This is a genomic window from Marivita sp. NO-S04 (assembly GCF_059070475.1).
The window spans coordinates 360,009-376,323 of sequence record NZ_CM180980.1 but is presented as its reverse complement, the minus strand read 5'-3'; the positions used below and the strand labels follow the sequence as shown (position 1 = coordinate 376,323).

Sequence of the window (16,315 nt, the reverse complement as noted above, 5' to 3'; positions counted from 1 at the left end):
TTTAACACTGGGCCAGATCGACACTCTGTCGTCTTGGCATCCACTGCGTTTCACGGGGCAGGCAGATGTTCCCGTCGCAGAAAATTTCAGATCGCCATCACAGGTCCGTGATTTGCGACATCCAGCCGCAAGGACAGTTTGGTCACTATTCATCGCTGACAGGGACCGCCATTTTGACCGCGGGAGAGCGATCATGACTTTATCACACGTAACTGAAGAGGACGAACGTCCGACTTGGCCTGCGCTGCGCAGGGGATGGCGACGGAAATGTCCGAAATGCGGCAGTGGCCCTTTGCTGAGCGGCTACCTCAAGGTCCGCGACACCTGTCCGGTGTGCCGCGAAGAGCTGCATCACCACCGCGCCGATGATGGCCCCGCGTATCTGACGATTCTCATCGTCGGCCACCTCATGGCGCCGCTTCTGCACATAGTGTTCGTCAACTTCCGCCCGGAACCGCTTGTCTTGTTCACGATCTTCGCAGTTGGCTGCGTTGCTCTGACACTCTACCTTCTTCCCAGATTGAAGGGCGCAATCGTGGCATTCCAATGGTCACGACAGATGGGTGGGTTCGCAGACAGTGCGCCCTGACCCTTCGCCACTGTGAAGGAAGCCTGCGTGATCGAACCGGGACTGATCGATAAGACTGCCATCCGTGATGCGTCCACGGTGATCGTGCTGCGCGACCGCGATCACGAACCCAGCGTGCTCATGGGACAACGCGGTGCAAACGCCGCCTTCATGCCGAACAAATTCGTCTTTCCCGGAGGCGCGGTCGATCCTGAAGATGCGCAAGTGCCCTTCGCCGACCCGTTGTCCGCGCTTTGTGCAAACCGATTGACCGATGGCGTGCCAGAAGACCGTGCAACAGCTTTGGCCGGAGCCGCAATTCGCGAGTTGTGGGAGGAAACCGGCCAGATCCTCGGGCGTGCTGGGACGTGGGAGAGCCCACCGGACAACTGGCGCGACTTTGCTGCGACCGGTCATTTGCCCAGCGCATCGCCTCTTCAATTCGTCTTTCGCGCCATCACGCCGCCGGGCCGCCCGCGCCGGTTCGACGCGCGGTTCTTCCTGCTGGATGCCGATGATCTGGCCAGCGACCCTGACGATTTTTCTGCCGCCTCCGATGAATTGGCACATTTGCAGTGGATCGCACTGGACCGCGTGCGCAGCTTTGATCTGCCCTTCATTACAGAGGTGGTTCTGGCCGAAGTTGCGGCCCGCGCCGCACAGAAAGACCCGCCCGCCTCCGTGCCTTTCTTTCGCAACGATGACGAAGAAAGCCTGTTCCTGCGGCTCTATGGCCGACCGATGACCGACTAGATGACAAGGATGAAGGCGAGGATCGACAGCGCCAGAAAGCCGATCCCGAGCAGTTCCCGCGCTGTCGTCTTTTCTTTGAAGAACAACACCGACGCCATCAGCGAAAAGATCAGCTCGATCTGACCTACGGCCTGTACATAAGCCGCTGTCTGCAAGGTGAAGGCAGTGAACCACCCCATTGACCCTGCCATAGACGTCAGCCCTACCCAGACCGCCACTTTGCGTGCGCGCCACACCGCACTGAGTTGCCCCGGCTCGCGCCATCGCAGCCAAAGCGCCATGGCGATGAACTGGGAGGCTGTCACACAGGTCAATGTCACTGCCGCCTGCAACAACGCGTCCTCGCTGTCGATCTGGAGCGATGCCGCCCGGTAGCTGGTGCCAGAAAACGCGAAAAAGAACCCGGATGTCAGCCCAAGCCCTGTAGCGCGGCTGGTCAGGCTGGACCACACCCCCTGATCCAGGCCCGGCGTTCGCGACAGCAGCAGAACACCGATCAGCCCGATGAGGATCGCGCCCCACCCTGCCAAAGAGACGTCTGCGCCGAACAGAGCAACGCCGACAATGGCGGTTTGAATGACTTCAGTTTTCTTGAAGGTGATCCCGACTGCGAAGTTACGTTGCCGAAAGAGCGCAACCACGCACACCGTGGCAAGGATTTGCGACACGCCCCCCACCCATGCGTAGAACCAGAACCAGCCATCTAGCGTGGGGAACGGCGTCTCGCGGACCCACAGATAAGCCAACGTCACAAGCATCGCTGCCGGGGCGGCGTAGGCAAAGCGCGCAAAAGTCGAGCCTGCAGTGCTCAGCACATCCATGCTCAGCACTTTTTGCAGCATGAACCGGACGGTCTGAAACAAGGCCGCCGCGACGCTGGCGAAGATCCAGAGTTCCATGCGCCTCTATGGCGTCACGTCAACGGCCTTGTCCATCCCGGTAAAGCGGATGTGGTACAGGATCCTTGGCGCGGAACAGATACTTGCGGGCAACCTCGCCATAGGTTTCGTAGCGATACCCCTGATTTGATGCGAGGTACTGGGATCGACGCGTCCGGTAAAGCTCTGGCAACGCATACCACGGCACGCCCGGATGCAAATGATGCACCACGTGAAGATTGTTGTTGAGAAAGAGCAATCCGAAAAACCCGCGATCCTCAACAATTGCAGTGCGGGCGGTTGTGCGATCATGGGCGCGATGTTCGAGAAAAGTGCGCAGCTTGAGAAGCGACAAAGCCATGTAAACCGACAGCAACCACGCCCAGATCGGCATCGTGGCAACTAATGTCATCCACCAGATGACGCTGGCGGCTGCGGGGATGTGCAAAACCCAGCCCAATAAAACACGGCGGTCACCCGCGCGGATCAAACGCCAATCGGCGCCCATGAACGCAATCTGGCCAACGAAGGGACCAAGGATCAGACGCCCTGCCAGCGTATTGTTCGCGCGGCACAACGCCTTGCGCCATGCAGGCAGGCGATTCCAGACAGCCGGGTCCAGATAGTTGGTCTCTGGATCGTCATAGGGATCGGTCAGGTTCTCATCCCGGTGATGCGCAAGATGGGTGTCGCGAAACCGCATATACGGCACCACAAGTGTGAGCGGCGGAAACACCAACGCCGCGTTCAGAAGCTTGCTCCGGGTGGGATGCCCATGCAGCGCCTCGTGGGTCAACGATGAATGCTGGGCCCCGGCCCAAGCGCATAGCAGGATGGCCAGAAAAACCGAAACATCGCTGATCCAGACAGTCGAGACACCCCAAAGGCCATAGGTGATGCCGAGCATCAAAAGCGTCGGCCATTCAGCTGCGCGCCGCAGCTCTGCCGATCGCGGCAAAGGCATGTCTGTCATAAAGTGATCCCAAGAGTTCCCAGTGATCACCATAGAGCCCGCGCCTGACTTGCAGAATTCTGACAACAGTGCACAATTATCTATAACTGTGATTAATATCACCAAATGTTGGGTTTACCAATGGACAAGCTGCAACGGGCCGATCTGTTCCGCACACGCCTGCTGATCGCAATCCGCCGATCTGGAACGAACCAAAGCGAACTGGCTCGGCGCACCGGCATCGACCGGTCAACAATCTCACAGCTTTTGCGGGATGATGCCGCTAGGCTGCCAAACGCGCATGTGGTGGGGGCCTGTGCCAGTGTGCTTGGCGTTTCGGCGGACTGGCTTCTTGGACTCTCAGAACATCCCGAAAACGCAACAGACCTGCTGGCAAACGCATTGACCCTGACCAATGCGCCTCGTGCCTTGGTGGACCAGCAAATCTTCGACTGGCACCGAGAGGCCGAAGGCTACAAGATCCGTTATGTACCCGCTGGACTACCGGACATGCTCAAGACCAACGAAGTTCTCACTTGGGAATACGGCCCCCATCTCGGACGCACCACCGCGCAGGCGATCACCGCATCGGCCAATCGGTTGGCGTGGATGCGGCAGTCGGCTTCGGATTACGAAATCGCCATGCCACTTTTCGAGGTGCAAAGCTTTGTCGATGGGACAGGCTATTACGCCGATCTGCCGCTCGAGGTGCGCAAGCAACAAATCGAGCACTGGCTCAACCTGACCCAAACGCTCTACCCAAGGCTGCGCGTGTATCTCTTCGATGCACGACAGGTCTATTCCGCGCCGATCACCGTGTTCGGACCGTTGCTCGCGGTGATCTATCTGGGCAGTAACTACCTCGCGTTCCGCGACACCCAGCGCGTTCGGGCATTTTCTGACCATTTCGACAACCTGGTGCGGCAGTCACGGATCACCGCGCGATCTTTCCCGGATCACCTGTCAGAATTGCGCGCACTTTTGAGTGGCTAGGGTCAGGATGCATTGATTTCGGTTGCACTGCCTGGTTCACGGTTCCGAAAACGGAGCTGTGACATGAGCGATCTTTTTTGGCTTAGCGACGCGCAAATGGCGCGTTTGGAACCTTTCTTTCCGAAGTCGCACGGAAAACCTCGCGTCGAAGATCCGCGTGTGTTGAGTGGGATTATCTTTATCAATCGCAATGGGTTGAGATGGCGCGATACCCCTGCCGCTTATGGTCCGCATAAGACACTTTACAGCCGCTGGAAGCGTTGGAGCGAGAAAGGAATCTTCGCTCGGATGATAGTCGGGCTGGCTGCAGAACACGGCGAGGAGAAGACCGTGATTATCGATGCCCCAAGGTTTTCCTCTCGGCAATCGCCCTCGCGACCATCGTCATCTATTGGTTATGAATCCTGACCCTATTTTAGTGAATGATAAAGCTGTTCAAAACCGAAACCTAATTCGCATAAGGCCACTCAGGGGATGCCCTGAGCGCATCAAAGATTGTTTTGGTGTCCTGCCCCCGTTCGGGAATACTCGCCGGAAATAGCGGACTTTGGCCATCAAAGCGCGGGGCGGCCGCGGCTTGCAGGACGCCATTGACCTCGTGCCATGTCTGCCGTGCCATATTTTGCGGATGTGCAAAAGCATCGCGTGGGGACAGGACCGGGGCGACGCAGGCGTCGCTGCCATCAAACAGCTTTTCCCAATGAGACCTTTTGTGCGCAGCAAAGATCAGTGCCAGTCGGTCTGCCAAACCGGGCCATGCGTCTTTGTTGAACTGATTTTCAACGAAGTCCATGTCTTCCGAAAGACCAAGCTTACCAAGAAACTCTGCATAGAATTTCGGCTCAAGGCATTGAACGCTGACGAACTCGCCATCTGCACAGCGATAGGTCCGCGACCAATGTGCCCCAACCAGCGGATTGGCCTGCGCGGATGGTCCGTCCTCGACCCTGCCTGCAATCGACATCAATAGGTTCTGCATATGCGCTGCCCCGTCATAGATCGCGGCATCGACGACAGTTCCCTGCCCAGTGCGCCCGGCGGCGATGATCCCTGACAGCATCCCCGCGACAAGATACAACGCACCACCACCGATATCACCAACCAAAGTCGGCGGCACAGCAGGACGTTCATCATCTAGCCCAGATGACCAGAGCGCGCCCGCCATCGCGATGTAGTTCAGGTCATGCCCTGCGCGTTCCGCCAACGGCCCGTCCTGACCCCAACCGGTCATGCGCCCGTACACCAGACGAGGATTGACCGCGTGGCAGATGTCTGGCCCAAGCCCCAGCCTTTCCATTACGCCGGGGCGGAACCCTTCGATCAGCCCATCGGCATGGACGAGTAGCTTGAGCACCACGTCCCGATCCGCGTCAGATTTCAAATCCAGCACCAAAGATCGCTTGCCCCGGTCAGTGACGGGGCGGTCCATCAACCCGATCACAGGCCCAGACCGAGGGCGATGCACGACGACCACATCCGCCCCAAGATCAGCGAGCATCATCGCCGCAAATGGACCGGGACCAATCCCTTCAATCTCGACGATGCGAACACCGGCGAGAGGTCTGTCTTTCGGCATGAACAACCTTTCAGACTTGGATCGCACAACAACGACCTTTGTGTGTCGTTCCAAGAAAACGACATTGGGTCGCAGACGGCAATGCATGAGTTGGCCGGGCTGTTAATCGTGGTGCACGACTCCAAAGGCAAGACATGCACGAACGACGCATACCCGAGTGGCTCCGCCACGCACCTGCACCCAGCGTGCGCGGCTTTGCCATGCTGGCTGCGGCGGAAGCTGTGGCGAGAGGCATTCTGATATCGGTCTTTCCGCTGCGGATGTATCAGGCCCTGCAAGACGCAGCGCTTGTATCGCAGGTCTATTTCCTGATCGGGATCGCGTCGCTTTTGACTGGTTTGCTTGTGCCCTTCCTCGCGCGGTTCCTGCCACGACGTTGGGTCTACATGTCAGGCGCGTGCTGCTTTATTGCAGGCTCGCTTTTGGCCATCGACGGATCAGCGATGGCAACCATCATCGGGCTGACGTTGACCTCGGCCGCGACGGTTACCACCTTTGTCTGCTTCAACGCCTATGTACTGGATTATATCGCCAAGATCGAACTGGGGCGGTGCGAAACCTCGCGTATGTTCTACAGCGCGGCTGGGTGGACAGTTGGACCGGTTCTGGGCGTCGTGTTGCTTAAATGGTGGGAACCCGCACCATTCCTCGTAGCGGCAGTCGCGTCTTCGGCAATGTTGCTGATGTTCCTTGCAATGCGCATGGGCAATGGCAAGCTCATCACCAAAAGCCGACGGGCGCCTACCAATCCATTGGGATTCCTGCCTCGGTTCTTTGCGCAGCCGCGTCTGGTAGCCGGATGGCTGTTTGCCGTGATCCGATCCTGCGGATGGTGGGTCTATGTTGTTTATCTGCCGATTTTTGCAATCCAGTCGGGGCTGGGCGAACAGTTGGGCGGGATCGCGCTGTCGATCTCCAATGCGGCGCTGTTCGTGACACCCTTCATGCTGCGATTCATGCAACGCTTCTCAATCCGGCATGCCGTCCGCACCGGGTTCTTGATGTCTGGGCTGCTCTTTGGGGCTGCGGCTTTGTTGTCCGGCCTTCCATGGCTTACCGTGCTGTGCTTGATGTCGGGATCTTTTTTCCTGATCCTGCTCGATGTCTCTGCGGGGTTGCCGTTCCTGCTTGCCGTCAAACCGTCGGAACGGACCGAAATGTCCGCCGTCTATTCCAGTTTCCGGGACGTGTCGGGCATCCTGACACCCGGAGTGGCGTGGCTGGTGCTGCTCGTGGCCCCCTTGGCAGCGATCTTTGGCGCTGGGGCGACGGCCCTGGTGGGCGCGTGGGCTTTGTCCAGCAAATTGCCGACAAGGCTGGGGAAAACAGGCAGCCGACCGGTCCCACTACCTGAACCGGCACACACCGATATGGTGCCGCCTAGGGCAGAAGAAGCCACCGGCAGCGCTTGATCGCCACGTCCTCAAAAATATCAGTACGGCATCGGATGCTTTTTGTGCGTTTCGTCCAGAGCTTTCAGAACGTCTGCGCTCAGCGTCATATCCTCTGCCTTGAGCAAGTGCACCAACTGGTCGGCCGTTGTCGCGCCAAAGATCGAGGACGCCACGAAAGGCCGCTGCGCCGACCACGCCAAGGCCATCAAAGCCATATCAAGCCCAGCCTCTTGCGCAACCTTCGCATAGGCATCAACTGCCTCGAACGCACGGTCTGTTTTGCGGCCCCCTAGGTTGCCATTGATCGCCATCCGCGAACCATCGGGCACCGCACCGTTCTGGTATTTCCCGGTTAGCAATCCAGCGGCCAGAGGCGAGAACGGCAAGAGCGACACCTCTTCATGCACCATCACCTCGGCCAGATCAGTGTCGGCCATGCGGCACATGAGCGAGTATTCGTTCTGGATGCTTTCCATCCGCGGCCCAGCCATCGCCTGCGCCACCTGCAACCACATCATCGTGCCCCATGCGCTTTCGTTGGACAGTCCGATATGCCGGATGCGCCCCTTCTCGATCTCGCGGCCCAGCGCGCCCAGCACATCGGCCATGTTCTGAAGCGTCTCGGTCCGGTTCTGGGTGGTCGGATCAAAGGTCCAGTTCTTGCGGAACATATAAGACCCACGATTGGGCCAGTGCAGTTGGTAAAGGTCGATGTGATCGGACTTAAGCCGCTTCAGCGATCCCTCGACGGCCTCGGGAACGGTCTTGCTGGAAATAGGAGCGCCGTTGCGGGCATGCTCCATCCCTTCGCCGGAATGTTTGGTTGCGAGAATCCACTCGTTGCGACGCCCCGTTTGCTTGAACCAATTGCCAAGGATCTCTTCGGTCAGTCCGATGGTTTCCTTGGCAATCGGGTTCACCGGATACATCTCGGCGGCGTCGATGAAGTTGATCCCGGCATCCAGCGCCAGATCCATTTGGGTATGTGCATCCACTTGGGGTGTCTGGTTGCCATAGGTCATCGTGCCAAGGCACAGTTCGGACACCATCAGATCGGTTTTGCCCAGTCGGTTCATCTTCATCGCGCGTTCCTTCGAATTCGGTTGCGCGCAAAGTAGCGGCTAAAGCCCGGTCTGCAAGCCGACAGCGATGTCCGTCTGGGAGACAGCAACAGATTTCATCACCGCGTAACATTCAGCCCCTTCGATGATGTTCAGCGTGTCGGCACTGCGGCGGGTGATCCGGGCCAGCAGGCGGTCCTCGCCAGCCTGAAGCTGCACGATCACACCCGGCCCTTCGCCGCGGCGCACAGCAAGCACGCGCGCGGGAAGGATGTTGAGCGCAGAGAGTCCTTCGGGACGCGCACGGGCCAAAATGACGTCCTGCGCAAGAATGCGGACCCGAATTTTCGCGCCAACCGGCGCATCTACCGTTGGCAGCATAATTTCTCCGGCCGAGATCGCGAGGGCACTCAGGCCGTCGGAATAGTGCCTCGAGACAGTGGCAGACAGGACCGCGCCGGCATCGCGGATGCCCAGAAGGCGCACCATGTCGGGATCGGTCAGCACCTCTTCGGGTGCGCCCGACCGCACGACACGGCCATCGTCGATCAGAACGATATGGGTGGCAAGGCGCGCCACCTCGGCCATGTTGTGGGTGACGTACAGGATCGACAGCCCAGTTTCGCGGCGCAGGGTTTCGAGATACGGCAGGATCTCAGCCTTACGTGGCCCATCGAGCGAAGCCAGTGGTTCGTCCATCAAGAGCATATCGGGTTCCGACAAAAGTGCCCGTCCAATCGCCACGCGTTGCGCCTCTCCGCCTGACAGCGAATGGGTGCGACGATCCAAAAGATGCGATATCCCCAAGAGCGCTCCGACTTCCCTTGGGTCTTTCGCGCCGCGTCCGCTAACACGTGCGGCATAGCATAGATTGTCCTGCACGCTCAGATGCGGAAACAGGCGGCTGTCCTGAAACACATAGCCCAAACGCCTTTGGTGCACGGAAACATTGGTGCGCGCAGCGGCATCGAACAAAATGCGCCCGTTCAGGGTGACCTTGCCGTCGTCCGGCGTCACAAGGCCCGCCACCGATTTCACAACCGAGGTCTTGCCGCTTCCGGATCGCCCGAACAGAACAGTCACGCCCTCGGGCGCGTCAAAAGCGGTATCAAGATCAAACCCGCCAAAGGATCGCCTTATATCGACTGAAAGACTCATGCGCCCGAAATCCGCCTTGCAACCCGACGCGACAACCATTCCGAAAGGATCAATGCGCCGATGGCTATGGCCACAGCAACGATGACCAGACGGATCGCGCTGGTCTCGCCGCCGGGCACTTGCAGGAACGCGTAGATCGCCGAGGGCACAGTGCGGGTTTCACCGGGGATGTTCGAGACAAACGTGATCGTCGCGCCGAATTCCCCCATTGCTTTGGCAAAGGCCAAAACCGCCCCCGCGATGATCCCCGGCAGGATCAGTGGCAGGGTTACCGTACTGAACACCTTGATCCGGCTTGCCCCCAACGTGGCCGCGGCCTCTTCCAGCTTGGGATCAACCGCTTCGATGGCAAGACGTATGGCACGCACCATCAGTGGGAAGGCCATAATCGACGCCGCCAATGCAGCCCCGGTCCATTGAAAGGCCAGCGTAATTCCGAAAATGTCATCCAGCGCGGACCCGATAGGCCCCTGCCTTCCAAACCCAAGCAACAGCAGATAGCCCGTTACGACAGGCGGCAGCACGAGCGGCAAGTGGACCAGCCAATTCAACACATCCCGCCCGATGAACCGGCCCCGCGCCAGCGCCAGCGCACACAACAGTCCGAACGGCAGACTGAGCAACGTCGCCCAGAACGACACCTTGAGCGACAAGGCAACCGCCTGCCATTCCTCTGGGCCAAGCCATCCGATCATTCCGCCATCCCGACGGGAAGAAACCCAAAGCGGCTCAGAATCTCTTGCGCCACAGGGCTAACCAGCCATGCCACGAAGGCGGATGCGTCTTCCGGTGGCGGGGAGTTCAAAATGACGGCTGCCGGATAGCGGATGGGCGGATGGCTGTTTTCGGGAAACACTCCAGCGGTGACAACGCGCGGCTCTGCTTTTGCATCGGTCGCATAAACGATGCCCAAGGGCGTTTCACCCAAAGCCACAAGCGCCAGCGCCGCACGGACGTTGTCGGTGGGGGCCAGCCGCGCTTGCAGTCCCTCCCAAAGCCCAAGATCAGTGAGGGCTGTCTTGGCATAGATACCCGCAGGCACCGCTTCGGGCAAGGCGATGGCCAGACGCTCCGCCGGGCCCAAAGCGCCCATGATGTCAGTGCCCGGTGTGATATCCGCATCCGAGGCGGCGGCCGGGTCATGTGCCACCAGCACAAGGCGGTTTGACGCGATGTCGACACGGCTTTCCGGCACAGCCCTGCCTTGCGTGACCAGCCAGTCCATCCACGTTTCGTTCGCAGAGACATAGATATCTGCAGGTGCCCCGGCGTCGATCTGGCGTGCAAGTGTAGAACTGCCCGCCAGAACAAGCGTCACGCCCTGCCCGGTATCGGCTTCCCATACTGCCGCAAGCTCTGCCATCGCGTCGCCCAAAGAGGCGGCCGCGAACACCGTCAGGTCTGCCGCCTTTGCAGGCAGAGCCAAGCAAATCGCAACCAATGTGGCGCGCAAAATCGGGATCACGACAGACAGAACCTTGTCCTTGAGGGCAAATCTTTGACGTACCTGACCAATTGCACCGATCCGAGGCAAGGGCTGACACGCAGGGTGCGACGAATCTCTTGAGAACAAAATAGGAACATATAAAATGCTGCCATGCACAATGCCGCCACCCTTCTGTCCCGACGCCCTCATCGCCCCGCGCCGCAGATCACGCTGGGTGATCCCGAAATCGCGTTGCGGCTGGGCCGCGTGCACGAACTCTGCGGGCAGGCGCGGCACATGCTGGCCGTGTCGATCGTCACACAACTGGGCGGACCCGTGGTCTGGATCACGCAGCAAGCGGCGACCGAATACCTCTGCCCCGAGGCCATCGCAGACCAGATCACGCCCGGCCATATCCTGTTTGTCACGCCCTCCAATAAGGACATGGTCCTTTGGGCCATGGAAGACGCACTGCGCGACGGTCATGCCCCCGTGGTGGTGGCTGATCTGACAGCCCCCCCCGCGATGGTGCCGATCCGCCGCCTGCATCTTGCCGCCGAAGCGGGCTGCGGTATAGGTGCCTGCCGCCCCCTAGCCCTGCTTCTGACCCCAGGTCAGGGCGGTGCGCCAGGGATCGAAACCCGCTGGTCGCTGGAACCGGCGCATCATAACGGCGCGGGCCATTGGACCCTGAGCCGCCTGCGCGCCCGCATGGCACCACCCCGCGCTTGGCTGATGATACGGAGACAGACCGGACTGATGCCCGCCGCGTCGGAGCCAGAAATTTCGTACGAAATTTCTGCACAGCAAAGGAATTTCGTACGAAATTCCTTGGGCCACACCCGGGAAACGACACCATAAGTCGAATATGGGCGACCGGCCCCGGTCGCGTCGGTTAGGGTCGCCATTATGCGCCTGCCTATCTCTTTCGCCGCACTGTTTCTGTCTGTTGCCCTGTTGCAGCTGTCGTCTGGTGGTGTCGGTCCACTCGATGCCATTTCAGGCATCACGCTGGGCTTTACGACCGCCGAAATCGGCATGCTGGGCTCTGCACATTTCGTTGGGTTCTTTATTGGATGCTGGTGGGCACCCCGCCTCATGGGGACCGTGGGGCACGCGCGCGCCTTTTCCGCCTTTACCGTGCTGGGAGCCATCGGGTTACTCAGCCACATGATGTGGGCCGACCCTGTCGCTTGGGCGTTGATGCGGATCGCCACCGGAGTCTGCGTTGCAGGCTGCTACACGGTGATCGAAGCCTGGCTGCAGGCCGAAGTCACCAACGAGACCCGTGGCCGGGCCATGGGTCTCTACCGGATCGCAGACATGGGTGCGTCGCTGATTGCACAATTGCTGATCGGCGTGCTGACCCCTGCGGCCTATATCAGCTACAATCTGCTTGCGATCTTCTGCTGTGCAGCCCTGCTGCCGCTGGCCTTGACCACACGGCCTCAGCCCGAAACACCGGACGCGCCCCGACTGCGCCCGATGCTTGCCGTGGCCCGTTCTCCTCTCGCTGCGGCTGGTGTCATCGTCGCTGCAATCTCATCAGCGTCCTTTCGCATGGTGGGTCCAGTCTACGGGCAGGGTGTCGGACTTGCCCTTGATCAGATTGCACTGTTCATGGCGGCTTTCGTGGCAGGGGGCGCTTTGGCGCAATACCCGGTGGGATGGCTCGCCGACAAATACGACCGGCGCTGGGTGTTGATCTGGCTATCTGTTGCAGCCATCGCGTCCTGTGTGATGACAGCCTCGCTCACCGACTTGCCGACGTCCGGAGTGTTCCTCACTGCCATGATCTTTGGTCTGACCACCTTTCCGATCTACTCCGTCGCCGCCGCCCACGCACATGATTTCGCCAGTTCCAGTGAACGGGTCGAACTCTCTGCCGCGCTTATGTTCTGGTATGCCTGCGGTGCGATCGCAGCGCCTTATCTCGCTTCGGTGCTGATGGGGGTCTACGGGCCTCCGGCTCTGTTTGCGATGATCGCTGTGGGCCATGCCGGATTGGTGATCTTCGGTCTGATCCGCATGCGTGCGCGCCCAAGTCAGGCCAAGACACCCTATGTCTATGCCCCCCGCACTTCGTTCCTGATCGGACGGTTGATGCGATCCAGTCGAGAAAAGGACTGATGCTCTGGCACTTGCGCCTGTGATCCGCTAAAGCGGCCCAAACCTCAGTGACAAAGCAGGCGCATAGGACATGGCACGGCATCTCATCACGTCGGCAATCCCCTATATCAACGGGATCAAGCACCTCGGAAACCTCGTGGGCAGCCAATTGCCTGCCGACCTATATGCGCGTTATCTGCGGGCACGCGGCAACGAGGTCATGTTTCTGTGCGCCACAGATGAACACGGCACGCCAGCCGAACTGGCCGCCGCCAAAGCAGGTAAACCTGTGGCCGACTACTGTGCAGAGATGCACGCTGTGCAGTCGGAGATTGCCCAAGGGTTCCGCCTGTCCTTCGACCATTTCGGCCGCTCGTCCAGCCCACAGAACCACAAGCTGACCCAGCATCTGGCAGGCCGTCTCGCAGACGCTGGCCTGATCCGAGAAGTGAGCGAAAAGCAGGTCTACAGCCATGCCGACAAACGCTTTCTGCCCGATCGCTATATCGAGGGCACCTGCCCCAATTGCGGTTACGACAAGGCGCGCGGCGACCAGTGCGAGAATTGCACCAAACAGCTTGACCCAACCGATCTGATTGATGCGCGCTCTGCCATTTCCGGATCGACCGACCTTGAGGTGCGCGAGACGAAGCACCTGTACCTGCGCCAATCCGACATGCGCGGCAAACTGCAGGAGTGGATCGACAGCAAGACCGACTGGCCAATCCTGACGACCTCCATTGCTAAGAAATGGCTCAACGATGGGGACGGTCTCCAGGATCGCGGGATCACGCGCGATCTGGACTGGGGCATTCCGGTCAAAAAGGGCGAAGACGATTGGCCCGGCATGGAAGGTAAGGTCTTCTATGTCTGGTTCGACGCGCCCATCGAATACATCGCCTGTGCTGGTGAATGGGCCGAGGCCCATGGCAAGAGTGATAGCGATTGGGAACGTTGGTGGCGTACTGACCGTGGCGCAGACGACGTCCGCTACACCCAATTCATGGGCAAGGACAATGTGCCGTTCCACACGCTCAGCTTCCCCGCGACGATCCTCGGGTCAGGCGAAGATTGGAAGCTGGTCGACTACATCAAATCGTTCAACTATCTGAACTACGATGGTGGCCAGTTCAGCACGTCGCAGGGCCGCGGTGTCTTCATGGATCAGGCGCTTGAAATCCTGCCCGCAGACTATTGGCGCTGGTGGCTGCTAAGCCACGCCCCGGAAAGCTCGGACAGCGAATTCACTTGGGAGAATTTCCAAGGGTCAGTGAACAAGGATCTCGCTGATGTTCTGGGCAATTTCGCCAGCCGCGTGACGAAATTCTGTCGCTCCAAGTTCTCCGAGGCAGTTCCGGCTGGGGGCACTCCAGGTGCGCGCGAAGAACAGTTGGTTGCGGATCTCGAAAAAGGTCTGCGCGATTACGAAGCTCATATGGACGCAATCGAAGTTCGCAAATCAGCGGCGGCGTTGCGGGCGCTTTGGGTTCTGGGCAATGAATATCTGCAGGACGTGGCCCCTTGGACCACGTTCAAGGAAGACCCGGATGCGGCAGCCATGCAAATCCGCATCGCGCTCAACCTGATCCGGTTCTATGCTGTGATCTCAAGCCCGTTCATCCCGGATGCTTCGGCACAGCTATTGACAGCGATGCATGCGGAAGACGCCAACTGGCCTGCCGACGTGGCATCAGCCGTTCAGGCTCTGCCGGAGGGTCATGTGTTCTCGGTGCCCGAGGTAACGTTCCGCAAGATCAGCGACGAAGAGCGCGCAAGCTGGCAAGAACGGTTCGCCGGGGTTCGTACCTGAAGCCATCCAAACAGCATCGCGCGCAGCCGCAAGACACGCCTCCGACGTGCCCATTTGTGATAGCTCCGTACGCGGGATTTGATGATGTCGCGCTCTGTGCGCGGGGGTTTGGGGTTCTGCGGGTAAAGATCAAGATCATCCATTCATTCCGCTCCTGTTAGTCGGGAATGATTTTGCGCTGGAAATGACTGGTGCATCAGCGCGCATTTTGGCAACGTGGGTTTCATGGATGAAACCCCAACCTCATTGGATGATCTGGAGCTGTTTGCGACTGTCGCGCAAAGTGCATCGCTGAGTGCTGCGCATCGGGCGACACGCATCCCATTGCCAACCTTGTCGCGCAGGATGGCTGCGCTGGAACGCAAGCTGGGAAGGACCCTGTTTCAAAGAGGGCCGAATGGCTACGCCCTGACAGCCGACGGTCGGTCGCTTGCGGCCGAGCTGTATGGATTGGCGGATGTCCGGTATCGGATCGCGCGCTGGCAATCTTTAGGTGACAAGCAATTGCCCGTGCGCATTACAGCAGGTTTCTGGACATCGCGTATGTTGGCACAGCGCCTTCAGCCGAACGACACACGCATCTGGCAACCCAAGTTTGTGCCAGCCAATGCCCGTCTTGATGTCGCACGACGAGAAGCGGATATCGGTATTCGGAATGCGCCGCCAGAGCATCCTTGGCTCGCACGGCAACAGCTTTCTCCGGTCGAGTTCGCGTTGTACGGCAAGCCGGGCGTCACAGGATTTGTCACGTCACAGCCGGACGTGCCATCACAACGCTGGCTGTACGCACATCATGCGGATGACATAAAGGCGACGGCAAACGATCCAAGGTTATGTCTGGATTTGGCGGAATCGGGTCATGGCCAGATCGTGCTGCCGACCTTTGTTGGCGACGCCTTGAAAACGCTGTCGCGTCGATCCGATCCTATTGCCCAGTTACGCCACGAATCGTGGCTGGTCACGCATCAGGATGGGCGCCAGGATCCGCCGGTAAGGGCTGCGATTGACGAGATCGTTTCGATCCTTGGCAATCGGTAAGACACGGTTCTCGTCGCAGGCGCACTGAAGTTGAGCCACCGCAAGGTGGCCCAGCCCAGAGCCGAACTTATGCGGCCTTGATCTCGACCAGTTCCACGTCGAACGTCAGATCCTGCCCGGCAAGCGGGTGGTTTGCGTCCAAGGTGACCTCGGTCTCGGTGACTTTGGCGACCATGACCGGGACAACCTGACCCGTGGGTGTTTGCATCTGCAACTGTGTGCCCGGCTCGAGTGGAATGTCTGCTGGAATTTCGCCACGTGGCACGGCTTGCTGTGCATTGGGGTCGCGCTGACCGTACGCCTGATCGGCAGGCACTTGAACGGTTTTGCTGTCGCCCACGGCCATGCCGGGGATTGCCTGATCGAGACCGGGGATGATCTGGCCTGCGCCGACCGTAAACTCCAACGGGTCACGCCCGGCGGAACTGTCGAATGTCGAACCGTCAGTCAGGGTTCCAGTATAATGAATCGAAACGGTATCGCCCGTTTTTACCTGGCTCATGAATACTCCGTATGTAGGGGGATGAATGTGGGAGGCCGCATCTCAGGCGGGTGCTCCAGCGTATAAGTCTACAATACCAAAACGACGGCAAAGACAC

General features: G+C 59.4%; 16 protein-coding genes and 1 pseudogene. 9 read left to right on the top strand and 8 right to left on the bottom strand.

Annotated elements, in window-relative coordinates:
- Positions 1–193: 193 nt before the first annotated feature.
- Both ACK3EW_RS01970 and ACK3EW_RS01965 read left to right on the top strand, forming a co-directional pair.
- A complete protein-coding gene (locus tag ACK3EW_RS01970) occupies positions 194–589 on the top strand; it encodes a DUF983 domain-containing protein (RefSeq protein WP_439120632.1) in 396 nt (131 codons plus the stop codon).
- A gap of 27 nt (positions 590–616) precedes the next feature.
- Positions 617–1,321: an NUDIX hydrolase gene (locus ACK3EW_RS01965; protein ID WP_493808238.1), complete on the top strand. Its 705-nt coding sequence runs from the start codon at positions 617–619 to the stop codon at positions 1,319–1,321.
- Here the strand turns inward: ACK3EW_RS01965 and ACK3EW_RS01960 are convergent.
- Positions 1,318–2,220, bottom strand: coding sequence for an EamA family transporter (locus ACK3EW_RS01960; protein WP_493808237.1), 903 nt, complete (start codon positions 2,218–2,220; stop codon positions 1,318–1,320). The genes ACK3EW_RS01965 and ACK3EW_RS01960 overlap by 4 nt on opposite strands.
- A gap of 19 nt (positions 2,221–2,239) precedes the next feature.
- Positions 2,240–3,172 carry a fatty acid desaturase gene (locus ACK3EW_RS01955; protein WP_493808236.1) on the bottom strand — a complete coding sequence of 311 codons (933 nt, stop codon included), beginning with the start codon at positions 3,170–3,172 and terminating at the stop codon, positions 2,240–2,242.
- A gap of 120 nt (positions 3,173–3,292) precedes the next feature.
- Between ACK3EW_RS01955 and ACK3EW_RS01950 the strand changes: the two genes are divergently transcribed.
- Together ACK3EW_RS01950 and ACK3EW_RS01945 are read left to right on the top strand one after the other, a co-directional pair.
- Positions 3,293–4,144 carry a helix-turn-helix domain-containing protein gene (locus ACK3EW_RS01950; protein ID WP_493808235.1) on the top strand — a complete coding sequence of 284 codons (852 nt, stop codon included), beginning with the start codon at positions 3,293–3,295 and terminating at the stop codon, positions 4,142–4,144.
- A gap of 63 nt (positions 4,145–4,207) precedes the next feature.
- A pseudogene (locus tag ACK3EW_RS01945) lies at positions 4,208–4,540 on the top strand (transposase); the annotation flags it as partial.
- Positions 4,541–4,592: 52 nt separating this feature from the next.
- Here the strand turns inward: ACK3EW_RS01945 and ACK3EW_RS01940 are convergent.
- Positions 4,593–5,720, bottom strand: coding sequence for a CaiB/BaiF CoA transferase family protein (locus ACK3EW_RS01940; RefSeq protein WP_493808234.1), 1,128 nt, complete (start codon positions 5,718–5,720; stop codon positions 4,593–4,595).
- A gap of 134 nt (positions 5,721–5,854) precedes the next feature.
- Between ACK3EW_RS01940 and ACK3EW_RS01935 the strand changes: the two genes are divergently transcribed.
- A complete protein-coding gene (locus ACK3EW_RS01935; RefSeq protein ID WP_439121412.1) occupies positions 5,855–7,132 on the top strand; it encodes an MFS transporter in 1,278 nt (425 codons plus the stop codon).
- A gap of 20 nt (positions 7,133–7,152) precedes the next feature.
- Here the strand turns inward: ACK3EW_RS01935 and ACK3EW_RS01930 are convergent, their stop codons facing one another.
- From ACK3EW_RS01930 to modA, 4 genes are read right to left on the bottom strand one after another with little or no spacing between them, the layout of a single operon-like run.
- Positions 7,153–8,196, bottom strand: coding sequence for an aldo/keto reductase (locus tag ACK3EW_RS01930; RefSeq protein WP_493808233.1), 1,044 nt, complete (start codon positions 8,194–8,196; stop codon positions 7,153–7,155).
- Between the two features lie 39 nt (positions 8,197–8,235).
- Positions 8,236–9,333: a molybdenum ABC transporter ATP-binding protein gene (gene modC / locus ACK3EW_RS01925; RefSeq protein WP_493808232.1), complete on the bottom strand. Its 1,098-nt coding sequence runs from the start codon at positions 9,331–9,333 to the stop codon at positions 8,236–8,238.
- Positions 9,330–10,028 (bottom strand): molybdate ABC transporter permease subunit, encoded by a 699-nt coding sequence (gene modB / locus ACK3EW_RS01920; RefSeq protein ID WP_493808231.1) that lies wholly within the window; start codon positions 10,026–10,028, stop codon positions 9,330–9,332. The genes modC and modB overlap by 4 nt, the downstream gene beginning before the upstream one ends.
- Complete coding sequence (gene modA, locus ACK3EW_RS01915) at positions 10,025–10,798, bottom strand: molybdate ABC transporter substrate-binding protein (protein ID WP_493808230.1); 774 nt, start codon at positions 10,796–10,798, stop codon at positions 10,025–10,027. Before modA ends, modB begins: the two co-directional genes overlap by 4 nt.
- A 132-nt stretch (positions 10,799–10,930) precedes the next feature.
- Here modA and ACK3EW_RS01910 point away from each other — a divergent pair, with 132 nt between their 5' ends.
- From ACK3EW_RS01910 to ACK3EW_RS01895, 4 genes are all read left to right on the top strand, one after another.
- Complete coding sequence (locus tag ACK3EW_RS01910) at positions 10,931–11,620, top strand: ImuA family protein (RefSeq protein ID WP_493808229.1); 690 nt, start codon at positions 10,931–10,933, stop codon at positions 11,618–11,620.
- Between the two features lie 48 nt (positions 11,621–11,668).
- Positions 11,669–12,889, top strand: a complete 1,221-nt coding sequence (locus ACK3EW_RS01905) for an MFS transporter (protein WP_493808228.1) — start codon at positions 11,669–11,671, stop codon at positions 12,887–12,889.
- Between the two features lie 70 nt (positions 12,890–12,959).
- Entirely contained in the window at positions 12,960–14,678 is a 1,719-nt protein-coding gene (gene metG, locus ACK3EW_RS01900) for a methionine--tRNA ligase (RefSeq protein WP_493808227.1), read from the top strand.
- Positions 14,679–14,903: 225 nt separating this feature from the next.
- The gene (locus tag ACK3EW_RS01895) at positions 14,904–15,716 is read left to right on the top strand and encodes a LysR family transcriptional regulator (protein WP_493808226.1); all 813 of its coding nucleotides are present in this window, start codon (positions 14,904–14,906) and stop codon (positions 15,714–15,716) included.
- A gap of 67 nt (positions 15,717–15,783) precedes the next feature.
- On the opposite strand, the gene ACK3EW_RS01890 is transcribed toward ACK3EW_RS01895, so the two are convergent.
- Positions 15,784–16,218, bottom strand: a complete 435-nt coding sequence (locus ACK3EW_RS01890) for an FKBP-type peptidyl-prolyl cis-trans isomerase (RefSeq protein ID WP_493808225.1) — start codon at positions 16,216–16,218, stop codon at positions 15,784–15,786.
- Between the last annotated feature and the right edge of the window lie 97 nt (positions 16,219–16,315).